The sequence below is a fragment of the Vreelandella subterranea genome (assembly GCF_900111305.1).
In the GTDB taxonomy this organism is placed as follows: Bacteria; Pseudomonadota; Gammaproteobacteria; order Pseudomonadales; family Halomonadaceae; genus Vreelandella; species Vreelandella subterranea.
The window spans coordinates 361,838-374,021 of record NZ_FOGS01000002.1 but is presented as its reverse complement, the minus strand read 5'-3'; the positions used below and the strand labels follow the sequence as shown (position 1 = coordinate 374,021).

14 protein-coding genes are annotated in these 12,184 nt (G+C 53.7%); 5 read left to right on the top strand and 9 right to left on the bottom strand.

Translation table 11 applies throughout. The features are described from left to right. Nucleotides 1-46 precede the first annotated feature (46 nt). The 7 genes from BMX75_RS04590 to BMX75_RS04565 form a co-directional block, all read right to left on the bottom strand. Nucleotides 47-574: a DsbE family thiol:disulfide interchange protein gene (locus tag BMX75_RS04590; protein WP_092825655.1), complete on the bottom strand. Its 528-nt coding sequence runs from the start codon at nucleotides 572-574 to the stop codon at nucleotides 47-49. A 93-nt stretch (nucleotides 575-667) separates the two neighbouring features. Continuing rightward, entirely contained in the window at nucleotides 668-1,345 is a 678-nt protein-coding gene (locus BMX75_RS04585) for a TVP38/TMEM64 family protein (RefSeq protein WP_092825653.1), read from the bottom strand. Between the two features lie 61 nt (nucleotides 1,346-1,406). Beyond that, nucleotides 1,407-2,237, bottom strand: a complete 831-nt coding sequence (dsbG, locus tag BMX75_RS04580) for a thiol:disulfide interchange protein DsbG (protein ID WP_092825651.1) — start codon at nucleotides 2,235-2,237, stop codon at nucleotides 1,407-1,409. A gap of 64 nt (nucleotides 2,238-2,301) precedes the next feature. After that, nucleotides 2,302-2,430 carry a hypothetical protein gene (locus BMX75_RS18300; RefSeq protein WP_281244503.1) on the bottom strand — a complete coding sequence of 43 codons (129 nt, stop codon included), beginning with the start codon at nucleotides 2,428-2,430 and terminating at the stop codon, nucleotides 2,302-2,304. Nucleotides 2,431-2,463: 33 nt separating this feature from the next. Further along, complete coding sequence (locus BMX75_RS04575; protein ID WP_092825649.1) at nucleotides 2,464-4,938, bottom strand: heavy metal translocating P-type ATPase; 2,475 nt, start codon at nucleotides 4,936-4,938, stop codon at nucleotides 2,464-2,466. 80 nt (nucleotides 4,939-5,018) lie between these two features. Continuing rightward, a complete protein-coding gene (locus BMX75_RS04570; protein ID WP_085917816.1) occupies nucleotides 5,019-5,426 on the bottom strand; it encodes a heavy metal-responsive transcriptional regulator in 408 nt (135 codons plus the stop codon). A gap of 86 nt (nucleotides 5,427-5,512) precedes the next feature. Further along, entirely contained in the window at nucleotides 5,513-6,142 is a 630-nt protein-coding gene (locus tag BMX75_RS04565; RefSeq protein WP_085917817.1) for a peroxiredoxin, read from the bottom strand. A gap of 247 nt (nucleotides 6,143-6,389) precedes the next feature. Between BMX75_RS04565 and BMX75_RS04560 the strand changes: the two genes are divergently transcribed. After that, nucleotides 6,390-7,112 carry a cytochrome c biogenesis CcdA family protein gene (locus BMX75_RS04560; RefSeq protein WP_092825647.1) on the top strand — a complete coding sequence of 241 codons (723 nt, stop codon included), beginning with the start codon at nucleotides 6,390-6,392 and terminating at the stop codon, nucleotides 7,110-7,112. A 338-nt stretch (nucleotides 7,113-7,450) separates the two neighbouring features. Here the strand turns inward: BMX75_RS04560 and BMX75_RS18200 are convergent, their stop codons facing one another. Further along, nucleotides 7,451-7,897 (bottom strand): bile acid:sodium symporter, encoded by a 447-nt coding sequence (locus tag BMX75_RS18200; RefSeq protein ID WP_422822056.1) that lies wholly within the window; start codon nucleotides 7,895-7,897, stop codon nucleotides 7,451-7,453. A 21-nt stretch (nucleotides 7,898-7,918) separates the two neighbouring features. After that, nucleotides 7,919-8,239, bottom strand: a complete 321-nt coding sequence (locus BMX75_RS18195) for a hypothetical protein (protein WP_245748345.1) — start codon at nucleotides 8,237-8,239, stop codon at nucleotides 7,919-7,921. A 336-nt stretch (nucleotides 8,240-8,575) separates the two neighbouring features. On the opposite strand from BMX75_RS18195, the gene BMX75_RS04545 reads away from it, so the two are divergent. The 4 genes from BMX75_RS04545 to BMX75_RS04530 all read left to right on the top strand — a co-directional run bounded on the left by BMX75_RS04545 (nucleotide 8,576) and on the right by BMX75_RS04530 (nucleotide 12,162). Then, the gene (locus BMX75_RS04545; protein ID WP_092825643.1) at nucleotides 8,576-9,490 is read left to right on the top strand and encodes a cation diffusion facilitator family transporter; all 915 of its coding nucleotides are present in this window, start codon (nucleotides 8,576-8,578) and stop codon (nucleotides 9,488-9,490) included. A 112-nt stretch (nucleotides 9,491-9,602) separates the two neighbouring features. Next, nucleotides 9,603-10,280: a DsbA family protein gene (locus BMX75_RS04540; RefSeq protein ID WP_092825641.1), complete on the top strand. Its 678-nt coding sequence runs from the start codon at nucleotides 9,603-9,605 to the stop codon at nucleotides 10,278-10,280. Beyond that, nucleotides 10,280-11,269, top strand: a complete 990-nt coding sequence (locus BMX75_RS04535; RefSeq protein WP_092825639.1) for a M23 family metallopeptidase — start codon at nucleotides 10,280-10,282, stop codon at nucleotides 11,267-11,269. The genes BMX75_RS04540 and BMX75_RS04535 overlap by 1 nt, the downstream gene beginning before the upstream one ends. A gap of 110 nt (nucleotides 11,270-11,379) precedes the next feature. Further along, the gene (locus BMX75_RS04530; RefSeq protein ID WP_092825637.1) at nucleotides 11,380-12,162 is read left to right on the top strand and encodes a ZIP family metal transporter; all 783 of its coding nucleotides are present in this window, start codon (nucleotides 11,380-11,382) and stop codon (nucleotides 12,160-12,162) included. Nucleotides 12,163-12,184 lie beyond the last annotated feature (22 nt).

Here is a 12,184-nt window from a genome sequence, read left to right as displayed (position 1 = left end):
ATAACAGTTGATGTGTCTTCAGCAAAAATGCATCTTGCTAGGCTGTTTATCGTTGCCACTTCTCGATTTCTTGTATGACTCGCTCAACATCCTCGGGAGTGATGTAACCCGTGTGTTTGTAACGGATAGTACCTTCGGTATCGACCACGAAGCTTTCCGGCGCGCCATAAACACCCAGCTCAAAACCTAGGTTACCCTCTGGATCGAAGATATTGACTTCAAAAGGGTTCCCAAACTCTTCAAGAAACTCGAGTCCCTTTGCCTGGGTATCTTTGTAATTGATGCCAACCAAGCGGACGCCTCGCGTGACCAGGTCCAATAACTGCGGCATTTCATGCTTGCAGGTCGGGCACCACTCTCCCCATACGTTGACCAATGTCACCTGACCTTCAAAAAGGGATTCATTAACGCGCCGCGAAGGGTTTTCCAGCGTCGTCAGGTTGAAGGTCGGAAACGGCTGAGCCAGTAGGGGGGAATCACGAGCGCTAGGATCCATTGATAAGCCCTGATAAAAGAAAAAGCTCAAGCCCAAAAAACCCAATAGGGGTAAAAACAGCAATATTCGCGATTTCACGTCTGCCCCTCATAAGTGGTAGGAAGTAAGTTTCCGCTGCGCATTGCCAATACCTGCAATAACCGCCCCAGAGCAGCATTGATGTGCTATCAGTCAAGTGCGTCTAGACCATAGGCGTTTCGCCAGCAGCGGCAGTAGTGTGATACCACTGATGAGAATCAGCGCGATCGTGAGGCCACGGGAGTCGGCGGTAATCAGCACTTCTCCGAACATGACGATCAGATACGCCGTGGGGATCACGCCGGCCAGTGTGGCGATCAAAAAGCGCCAGAAGGACAGGGGGGTGATACCTGCCGCATAGCTGACGGCATCAAACGAAAGGAAGGGCACCAATCGGGATGCAAAAACGATGAGCATCAAGCCGGTCTGCGAGCGCTCCTTTCCCAGCCAGTTGAGGATGGGCCGCGTACGCGGCCAGCGTTGCATCACTTCATAGCCGAGCAAACGGGCAATACAGAAAGCGAGCAGAGCACCGGCTTCGGCACCGATAACGACATAGGCCGTCCCCCAAACTGGGCCGTAAAGCGCACCAGCCACCATCGCAATCGGCCCACTGGGAATCGGGCTCATGACAATGGCCGTCATCATCATAAAGATGATGGCCAATGGCCCCCAGACGCCTAGCCTATCAACCCACTCACGCAAGGCTTGCTTGTCGGTCAAGACCGACAAGGCGCCGGTCTCCATCAGAATCCAATAAAGGGCCGCCAAGCACATCAATAGAGTGAGTCCCAAAAAGAGCGTTTGCTTTACGCTAAGCTTGGTTGCCATGTGCATCTCAGTGGTTGTGATTGGGAAGACTCGCATCTCAGCCCTGTACCGTTATGGTGTATCATTCAACGCCCAATATTTCGCGAAACTGGTCGGTCGACACTGCGCCATTGATACGCTGCACTTTCCCGGCTTCATCACGGTAGTAGCTGGTCGGCGTTCCCGTAGCACCGGCCTCACGCATGATCTGGGCGTGATTTCTAAGAAGCGCTTGACTCTCCACCGACGGCTCCACCGGCCTTATGCCGCCATTGCGAAATTCCAGTTCATGAGTTTCGAGAGCGCTGGACGGATTGTCGGATTCAAGGATTGCAGCAGCTTTGCGAAGACTGTCCTCTGATAGCACGCCGACCAGCACGTGGCGAAGCTGTAACACGCCTTGCTCAATGAGCGGGCGCGAATTTTTCCAGAGGGCGTTGCAGTAGGGGCAGTTGGGGTCTGTTAGCGTGTACACAATATGCGATGCATCATCATTCCCCTCCGAGATAAAACGAGTGTTTTCAAACGCACTCCAGGTAGCTTCCAGCATGGGGTCCAGCACCAGGGCCTGAAGCTGGCTTTCCATAATGGCATTGCCCTGCGAGTCGATTAACGTACCAATGACGGCGTAGTCGGAAGAGGAGGAGATATAAGCTGCCATAGGCTCATTATCATAAGACAAGGCATAACCTTGGAGACCGTCAGGCGCTTCGAAGCTGCCATGGAAGGTGAACCCTTGATCCACCAATGCGGTAATCGACTTGGGCAAGGGAGACTCAGTATTCGTGGCACTGCTGGCCTGATGACTCTCATTGGTATTGGTTGTTGCTTCCTGCGCCAACGCAGGCAACGTAATAAGAGCTAACAGCCCTGCAACTGCAAGGTAATAAGTGACATTGAAGGTATGCCTCATGGATGCTCTCTTTATCAATTACTGTTTTCCAAGGGAGTAGGTCGATCACATTTACTTGCTTGTCTTATCGCTTTTTATTAAAAAACAGGTGCTTGATAAGTGCAGCAACACCAAGCCCCAGCGCAATAATCAACAAGATCGCTATTAGGCCCATTCCCGCCATACCCCACATGCAGCTTTCACTTCCCATCATTTTGAATTCCTCGTTAACATAACGGTGTTTGGTTTAGGCCCGCTGAACAGCATCGTTTGGACGTGGTATGGCATTGCCGGTATCCGACGTGAAACGGCGTAGCCGCAACGAGTTAGTCAGCACAAAAACACTGGAAACGCTCATGGCCGCCGCCGCCAGCATGGGGCTGAGCAATATGCCGATGAACGGATAGAGCAGGCCCGCAGCCACGGGGATTAGCGCTACGTTGTAGCCATAGGCCCAAACGAAATTGCCGATAATGGTCCGGTGGGTACGCTTGGAGAGTGCCGTGGCATTGACGATGCCTCGCAAATCGCCACTCATCAGCACCACATCGCCGGACTCGATGGCGATATCGGTACCAGTGCCGATCGCAATGCCTACGTCGGCCTGCGCTAACGCGGGGGCATCATTGATTCCATCTCCCACAAAAGCGACACGCTTGCCCTCCGCCTGGAGACGCCGGATCTCTGCCGCTTTCTGGTCGGGCAGCACCTCGGCGAGAACCTGCTGGATGCCAACCTGCCGTGCGATAGCATCGGCAGTGGCACGGTTATCGCCGGTGAGCATGGCCACGTCCAGCCCTTGGGCTTTGAGTGCTGCGATAGCCTCGGCAGAGCCTTCTTTAAGGGGATCCGCCACTGCGATGACTGCAGCAAGCTGACCGTCTACCGCGGCATAGAGTGGGCTCTTGGCGTTCTCGGCCAACACCTTGGCGCGTGTTTCTGCTTGGCCGAGGTTGATTTCCAGCCGACGTATGTAACGATCAGCTCCTATTTGCACCAAGTGGCCCTCGACCTCGGCTTCAATGCCGTAGCCAGGCTCGGCACTAAAGCGACTGACCGGGGGTAATTCCAGCCCACGGGCCTTGGCGCCCTGTACAATAGCCTCGGCGATGGGGTGCTCGCTTTGAGCTTCCACCGCCGCGACCAGTCGCAGTACGTCGTTTTCATGACCGTTAATAGCTTCGAAGTCGGTCAGTTCGGGGCGCCCTTGGGTCAAAGTGCCGGTCTTGTCCAGTACCACCGTATTCATCTTGGCCAGCGTCTCAAGCGCCGCCCCTTTACGAAATAGCACTCCCATCTCGGCCCCTTTCCCGGTACTGACCATGATGGCCGTTGGGGTGGCCAGGCCCATCGCACAGGGGCAGGCAATTAGCAGTACGCTAACGGTAGTGACGAAGGCAAAGGACAAGGACGGCGCCGGTCCGAAAGCGAACCAGAGTACAAAGGTAATCGCGGCGATAACGATGACCACAGGAACAAACACACCAGCAACCTTGTCGGCTAATTGCTGGATGGGGGGCTTCTCCGCTTGGGCCGTTTCCACCATCTTGACGATCTGCGACAAAACGGTGTCGGCACCAACTCGCGTGGCCCGAAAGGTAAGTGCACCGTTCTTGTTGATAGTGCCACCGACGACTTCGGAATCCTGCTGTTTGACGACCGGCACTGGCTCACCGCTGATCATCGACTCATCAATATAGGCGTGACCCTCCTCAACGATGCCATCGACTGGAACACTCTCCCCTGGGCGAACCAAAATACGATCGCCCGTGACGACGGCGTCGATAGGCAGCTCGACGGTTTCATCCTCGCGGATGACGCGGGCAGTTTTCGCCTGTAATTGCAGAAGCTTCTTGATCGCCTCGGAAGTACGACCTTTGGCAATGTGTTCAAAATAGCGACCGAGCAGAATTAGCGTCACGATGACCGCTGCCGCTTCGAAATAGCTCACGGCGGTTCCGACGGGGAAGAGCGCGGGCATCAGCAGGGCGGCGACCGAATAGAAGTAGGCAGCGCTCGAGCCGATCATAACGAGGCTGTTCATGCCTGGATTAAAATGCCGGAGTTCGGCGAAGCCAGTACGATAGAAGCGTGCCCCGGCATAGAACTGCACCGGTGTGGTCAACAACCACTCAACGCCCATCCAGCCGCGATGCGGCATTAGACTTGTTAAAAGCGTGTCAAAAGCGGGAATCACTTTCCCCATGGCGATGATGACCACCGGAATCGTGAATATTGCCGCGAGCACGACTCGGCGGCGAAGCTCAGCTCTCTCCCGGTCCTCGCTGTCCGTCGGTGGCGGCGTATCGGTATCCTGTGGTTCATAGCCTGCCTCGCGGATGGCATGCTGAATACGCGGTAGCGAAACGACTCCCGGCAGGAAACGAACGAAGGCTTTCTGGGTGGCGAGGTTAACACTCACCTCCACTATGCCGGGCAACTTCGTTAGCGTTCGCTCTATCCGAGAGACACAAGATCCGCAACTCATGCCGGTGACGGGTATGTCGAGGCTTTCTACCACCGGTTGATAGCCCGCCGTTTCAATGGCATTGAGTAGGTTAGTGGTTGCGGTACCTGCTTCGACCTGGATAGCCGCCTTCTGTGTGGCGAGGTTTACTTGAGCGTTGATCACGCCTGGCTGCTGGCTGAGTGCACGCTCCACACGCCCAACACAGGAAGCACAGGACATACCACGAATCTCGATGTCGACGTGTTGCGTCATAATGACGATCTCCCTGTTAATTTATCGACGACCCGATAGGCAAACTTGATTCCCGTATTCGCTGTCGAGAAAATGCCCAATCATTCAGTCTGCTCAGCGATAGCTTCAACAATCGGGCAGCCTTCCTGCATAGGCCCTTCGCCTGCACACTCACTCAATGTTTTCGATAATACGGCTTCAATCCGCGTGAGGTGTTTGATCTGCTCGCGAACCTTGTGCAGCTTCTCGCCGGCGATGCGTTTAGCTTGTGCCCGGTCGCCATTAGCATCCTGAAGCATTAACAGCTCCCGAATCTCTTGTAGCGTGAAGCCCCACTGCTTGGCATGAACGATAAACTGCAACCGATCCACGGCTTCTAATGGGTAACGCCGATAGTTGGCACCGGTCCTCCTCGGAGGAGGCATAAGTTTCTCTTTTTCGTAGAATCGAATCGCCTGGCTAGCGACTCCACTTCGTTCGGCAAGCTCGCCGATACTTAGTGTTTGCATGACGTTACCTCACGACATTGCTAGTCTGAACGTCCAATAACCTGACTCAGTTGAGATGCCTCATACACTGGCCGAGACTCCTATTGCTACGGTTGGCGCACGACCCTAAGGTAGGGCGTCTTAGCGTTCCAACCTTCGGGAAAGTGTTGCTTGGCGTCATCATTTGATAGCGATGGCGAGATGATGACATCGTCACCGTTATGCCAGTCAACGGGCGTGGCCACTTTGTGTTTGTCGGTTAACTGCAGCGAATCAAGAACCCGCAGTATCTCGTCGACATTACGTCCAGTGCTGGGCGGATACGTCAAAGTGAGACGAATTTTCTTGTCAGAATCGATGATGAAGACCGTACGCACCGTCAGTTTAGGGTCGGCTTTCGGGTGAATCATTCCATACAGCTTCGCCACCACCTGATCTTCGTCAGCCAGCAAGGGGTAGTTCAGAGCTGCGCCCTGAGTCTGTTCAATATCCCTCGCCCAGTCGTGGTGAGAGCTAAGTGGATCCACCGAAACCCCAACCAGTTTGGCTCCCCGTTGGGTGAATTCGAGCTTTCGCTTGGCAAACGCGCCCAGTTCAGTGGTGCATACTGGCGTAAAATCAGCGGGGTGCGAGAACAGCACCGCCCAGCTGTCGTCAAGCCATTGGTGAAAGTTGACCGTACCTTGTGTAGATTCGATCGTGAAGTTCGGTGCTGTCTCGCCCAGTTGTAGCGCCATGGAAATGTCCTCATGTCATTCATTGAGTAGCCACCATAACTTTGAAGTCAACTTTAAGGTCAAGCGTGATGTGTAATATTTGCAGTTCGGTAGGAGACAAATAATTTGCCAATAAAGGTTGACCTTAAAGCAACTGTAAGCCGTAAAATTCTTACGGCGCTTAAATGGACATGAGATGAGGTAGTACCATGGGATTGGTATCAATACCCTTGTTGGCTGTCTCCATAACTTAAGTTGCGATAACACATTGGAATCTCTCTCTTCCATCGGCTTGGTCGGCGCCTTTATCGGCGGATTGGTCTCCTTCTTTTCGCCTTGCACGCTGCCCCTGTTACCGGCCTACCTGTCGGTGGTCACAGGCGGTAGTGCCGGTAAAGCCGACAGGCGTTTAGAGGCATTGACCCTCAGTGCCTTCTTCGTCTTCGGCTTCAGCATCGTGTTCATCCTACTCGGGCTCGGCGCCAGTAGTATCGGGCAACTGATGCGAGGGTATCGCCAAGAATTCAACTGGGTTGCCGGCTCGGCGGTGATCGTGCTGGGCCTCTTCATGACCGGGGTGTTTCGGTTGCCGCTTTTCCAGCGTACCCTTCAGTTCACTCCCAGTGTCCAGGGTGGCTCCCCTTTGTCGGCGACGGTATTCGGGGTATCTTTCGCCATCGGTTGGACACCGTGTATCGGTCCTATACTGGGCGCTATTCTGATGGCCACGTCTAACGCTGCTAGTGCCCAGTCTGGAATGATTTATCTCAGTGCCTACTCGGCGGGCCTAGCGCTGCCTTTTCTTGCCAGCACTTTACTGATTAACCGATTCGCTCTGCATCGGAAAAGCCTAGGAAGGTGGAGCACCTATGCTCGCCCCGCCGCGGGCACGGTTGTGATTCTGATGGGTATCGCCATTGTCTCAGGTAGCATGACGCGGCTTTCCAGTATCATGGTCGACCTTTTTCCTTCCCTGGCGACACTGGGGTAGCCTAGCCATTCGATAAAGTTCTGAGAAGTGTTGACCTACTCAAACAGTTGAAAACTGTGAACATAGTAAGAGCTTATGAGCCAAGCTCGAGAAGCTGGCTAGCACCCTCCGCTCTACATTTTGCCCAAGTAATTGCGTCTAGAACTGTCATGCAGCGGCCTGGCAAGAGATAGTCCACAACCGATTTTGCCTCTGGTCTCACCGAAAGCAGTCCGACGAACTCGTCGATAATCTTGGCTTCACGAATTTTATGTACATCCCGAGACGGAACTCTGATCATTAAGCAGAAGCCTATCAATAGTCTCCTTTTCAGACGGAGAGCCGATACTGCCATCCCTTTAGTGGCGGGCGAGGATCTTCGCTGCGATGGGCGAAGTGATCATTTGAATCACGGCAAAAAAAGCGGCTGGAATCGCGATTTCTGATGGCAAACCGGAAGCAGCGACAAACGCTGCGGCGATGCTGAATTCCTTTTTACTGACCGTGAAAAGATAGGTAATCACCTCTTTGCGATCGGAAGTGAGTAACCGTGAGGACATACCTACCAGGTACCCAATCAAATTGAGGCACAGGGCCGCCCCCGCAATCACAAACGCATACCAACCATAGCCAATGATCGTGGAGGCATTCGGCCCGACCACGGCGAGTAGGATCAGCAGATACAGAATTGACCCTATCCCTGCATACGCTGAATCATGCCGTGCAAAGAAAGCCGAAAACTTTGTCCGCAAGCTGACCCCAATCACGGTAGGAACAAGCACGATTAGTGTTAATTCAAGAATAATTGAGCCAAGCGGTACGTCTAGCTAGAGACCGGTGAGCCATAAAAACAGGCAGGGCACAATAAATTGGCATAACGCGGTGTTGACTGCGTTGAAAACAGCGGCAAGCGCCACATTGCCTTTCGCCATCAGTACCAAAAGAGGAGAGGACGCATCCGTCGGCAGAGTGCCGAGTAAGGTTTGGCCAGCAGCCAGCGGGCCGCTTCCAAAAAATAGGCGGCCAGTTAGCCACACGGCAATCGACATCGGCCCATAGACCAGACCCAGTGCCAACAACTGCCGCGATGGCTTACGGAATACGATGCGAACTGCATACGCGTCGAACGTGAGGCTGATGATCAACATCAGTAATGCCAGTAAGGGCCCAATCGAGAACTCAAGCATTATTCCGCTGGCTGGAAAGAGTAAGCCTACCCCCGCGACGACCATCACAAACCAGACAAGGTGCGCCTCGACAAAATAAATGAATCTACTCATGGTGGATTGGACGTTACCGGTTGAAGTGGATTGAGCTCCGTACCTAAAACATGATCACTTCGGCCCAGCACGCCATGACTTGCTTGGGAGCAAGGGACGCTCTTCCCAATCCAGCGATGCAAATAGACAATGCTCAAGGGTTGAAGCTTTAGTTGCTAGAGGTTTTATAGTGCCAAGAACAGATAATTCGAGAGAAGGTAACAGATGGGACATCATCATGATCATCCCCACATTGATCCTGCCTCTGGCGACCGGCGCGTCAGTATTTCCATTTGGGCCAATGGGCTCTTAACCATCGCTCAAATCGTCGGTGGCATTATGGCGGGAAGCCTATCGCTGATCGCTGATGCGTTACATAACTTTTCTGACATGGCTGCGTTAGTCATTGCCTTTGCCGCTCGTAAAATCGCCAGACGGCCCGCCGATGCGCACATGACCTTTGGCTATGGCCGCATCGAGATAGTGGCAGCACTCATCAACTACACCACCCTAATTATTGTCGGCGTCTACCTGATTTACGAAGGCGCTATGCGGATGATCGATCCCCCTGAGATAGAGGGATGGACGATCGTTATTATTGGTGGCGTCGCGCTTGTCGTCGATACCCTTACCGCCGTGCTCACTTGGTCAATGCAAAAAGAGAGTGTCAATATCCGCGCCCTTTTTCTGCATAACTTATCGGATGCGTTTGCCTCCATCGCCGTGATTATCGGTGGCTCGCTTATTTTACTGTACGACATGCGCTGGGTAGACCCCGCGATCACGATAGGGATTGCGCTATATATTCTTTACCTTGCCTTCTCTGAAATTGGTGGCCCTATCCGTACGCTAATGCTGGGATCTCCCCCGGACATCGACGGGCAGGCAGTCGTTGAGACCGTACGAGATATCGAGGGAGTCCAGGATATTCACCATGTGCATCTATGGCAGATGCAGGAAAACATGGCAGCCCTTGACTGCCACGTGGTTCTGACAGAAACCGGCTGGCAGCAGCTTGAATCAGTCAAAACAGAGATCAAGGAGCAGCTAAAAACGCGCTTCAATATTGCTCATTCCAGCCTAGAGTTTGAGCACAGTGTCCACGCGCATCAAAATGCCAATCTATATGGGCATGAGTGACAGACCGAGGCCGGCTCCCGGCTCAGGTTGGTAGCGGGGGCTTCCTCCAATAGCGATAGGCTTATTTTTCAACCCGACTTTTCCACCCCATCGTTGAAACAGAGAGAGAAACATGTTCAAAAAAGCGTCTTTTATATTGGCCGGTACGTTAATGCTGACCGCTGCGATCGTCGCCGTATCGAAACCTGCCCTCCTGGACATGCAAGCTCAGGCAGCAAAGGAGAGCGGTGTCCAGGCAGAGGACTCCTTGGTGCGCTCACACTCCCCCATCTTGGGGCGAGAAGACGCGCCGGTGACGATTGTGGAATTCTTCGATCCGGCTTGCGAAGCCTGCCGTGCTTTCTACCCCCTGACAAAAAGTATTATGGAGACCTACCCAGAAAAAGTGCGGCTCATTATGCGCTACACTCCTTTCCACGGCGACGTATCTGACAAGGCCATTCGGGTATTAGAAGCCGCCCGTCGTCAGGGCGTCTTTGAACCGGTACTGGAGAGGCTGCTGGCTCGCCAGGATCAATGGGCCTCGCATGGCAGTTTTGATGAATCCGCTATCCTCGATATCGCTAGCCAAGGGGGCCTTGATCGAGCGCTTGCCGAAGAACAACTGACTTCTACTGAGGTGCAGGCGGTGATTGACCAAGACATGGCGGATGTCAGAGCCAATCAGATTCGCCAAACACCAACATTTTTTGTCAATGGCGAACCTTTAGACCCCTTTGGTATGCAAGAGTTGATTGATGCCGTTGAGAGTGAAGTAGAAGAGATCTCTGAGGAAGAGGATGGTCAGTGATGCAGCGCTGGTGGTTACTAGGCTTGGTGGGCTTTTACCCCTTGCTAGCCGAAGCCAATTGGCAAACGCATCTTTCGTTGCCGCCGTCTGAACCAACCCCCGCCAGGTTACAGGCGGCTAGCGAGCAAGAAGGCACCTCGCCGCTCGCAAGCGTTGATACCCTGACCTTTGGGCGTGATGTCATCATTGATACCACCCTCTACGAGGCCTTGGCAGCAAAAGGTGTCCCTACGCGTTTCGCCACTAAATTGGAAACACTGCTCAGCGAATTTATCGAATCTCCGCTGGCGTTTTCAGGCAGTGAACGTATCCAGTTAGTGTGGGAAGAAGATCGACGCCAAGACGGCACTCGAGTTGGGCCACCACGCCTCAGTTATGCCGCTCTGCCTGATCAGGCAGAGCCCCTAGAGGTTATATGGCCGGTCACTCCAAAGGGTGACGTTGCTCTTTTCAAAAGCAATACCCTTCTAGGCACGTTGCGGTTGCCCGTGCTTAGTGCTCGCTTAACGTCTCGCTTTGGGAATCGGCGACATCCTGTGTATGGAGGAGTTCGTCCTCATAATGGGATTGACTTAGCTGCACCGACGGGAACACCGGTAATCGCCACCGCACCTGGGCGCGTATCCTTTATGGGTCGCCAAGGGGGATATGGGCAGGTGATCGAGGTGGAGCACGACACAGGAGCAATGAGTCGCTACACACACCTTAGCCGATTTTCCCCACAGTTAGTGGTTGGGGATTTAGTCAACGCGGGGGAGTCGCTCGGAGAGGTAGGTTCGTCCGGGGTCGCCACGGGCCCCAACCTGCATTACGAAGTGAGAGTCAATAACCAGCCTGTTGACCCCCTTGATCAAGGTCAGCGCATCATGTTGGGCGAACAGCCGACTCAGAGTGAATATCAAGCGTCACTTTACGAGGCAAGAGATCGCTTGGAACATGCTATCGGCACGGCGTCCATTTATGACTTGATCTCGTTTAACGAGCCATAACGACCCATGCTTAACAGCTTTGCATAGATCGTTAGCAACGTGAACGTGTGCTTGCCTCTTTATGGAACCCGAGCCATTTGATCACTCAGCTATCACTACATAGGTAATATATGGAAGAGGTTTCTCTCGTCACCATGGGGGTATTGGCAAGCCTTGCGGCGGGCTTGATGACGGCTATCGGTGCGCTTCCCGTCTTGTTTACCAAAACTCCGAATCGTGGTGTTCGCGATTTAGCGTTGGGGTTCGCCGCTGGCGTCATGCTAGCGGCCTCATTCTTCTCGCTGATCATACCCTCCTTAGAAGCCTCGGAGCTGCGTTATGGAGGTAGCGTTGTGCCTGCTGCCATTGCCTGCGCAGCCATCTTGCTAGGGATTGGAACGGTCGCACTACTGAACGAGCTCTTACCTCATGAGCACTTCGAGCAGGGACGAGAAGGGCCGGAGGCTGCCTCATTACGTCGTATCTGGTTATTTATTATTGCCATTACGATACACAACCTGCCAGAAGGGCTGGCCGTTGGCGTGGCCTTCGGCGCAGGGGGAAGCGAAGGAGGCATGCCGCTGGCGATTGGCATTGGACTTCAGAATGCCCCAGAAGGACTGGCCGTAGCAGTATCACTGCTAAGCGTCGGTTATTCACGTTGGCGGTCATGGACGATTGCCGCCCTCACGGGGCTTGTTGAACCGCTGGGTGGCTTATTAGGCGCTGGGGTCGTCAGCATGTCACAAGCGCTACTTCCCTGGGGATTGGCCTTTGCGGCGGGAGCGATGTTGTATGTGATCAGTCATGAGATTATTCCCGAAACTCATCGGAGCGGGCACCAAAAAAAGGCCACGCTGGGCCTTTCCATCGGATTGGTACTCATGCTGTTTTTGGATGTCTCGCTGGGCTAACCCATTGGGAGGGGAGAGTCAC

Bases quoted from the DNA above. Each gene is read 5' to 3' on its own strand.
- BMX75_RS04585 (WP_092825653.1), bottom strand. From the start codon at position 1,345: ATGGCAACCAAGCTTAGCGTAAAGCAAACGCTCTTTTTGGGACTCACT.
- dsbG (WP_092825651.1), bottom strand. From the start codon at position 2,237: ATGAGGCATACCTTCAATGTCACTTATTACCTTGCAGTTGCAGGGCTG.
- BMX75_RS18300 (WP_281244503.1), bottom strand. From the start codon at position 2,430: ATGATGGGAAGTGAAAGCTGCATGTGGGGTATGGCGGGAATGGGCCTA.
- BMX75_RS04575 (WP_092825649.1), bottom strand. From the start codon at position 4,938: ATGACGCAACACGTCGACATCGAGATTCGTGGTATGTCCTGTGCTTCC.
- BMX75_RS04570 (WP_085917816.1), bottom strand. From the start codon at position 5,426: ATGCAAACACTAAGTATCGGCGAGCTTGCCGAACGAAGTGGAGTCGCT.
- BMX75_RS04565 (WP_085917817.1), bottom strand. From the start codon at position 6,142: ATGGCGCTACAACTGGGCGAGACAGCACCGAACTTCACGATCGAATCT.
- BMX75_RS18195 (WP_245748345.1), bottom strand. From the start codon at position 8,239: ATGTTGATCATCAGCCTCACGTTCGACGCGTATGCAGTTCGCATCGTA.
- BMX75_RS04545 (WP_092825643.1), top strand. From the start codon at position 8,576: ATGGGACATCATCATGATCATCCCCACATTGATCCTGCCTCTGGCGAC.
- BMX75_RS04540 (WP_092825641.1), top strand. From the start codon at position 9,603: ATGTTCAAAAAAGCGTCTTTTATATTGGCCGGTACGTTAATGCTGACC.
- BMX75_RS04535 (WP_092825639.1), top strand. From the start codon at position 10,280: ATGCAGCGCTGGTGGTTACTAGGCTTGGTGGGCTTTTACCCCTTGCTA.
- BMX75_RS04530 (WP_092825637.1), top strand. From the start codon at position 11,380: ATGGAAGAGGTTTCTCTCGTCACCATGGGGGTATTGGCAAGCCTTGCG.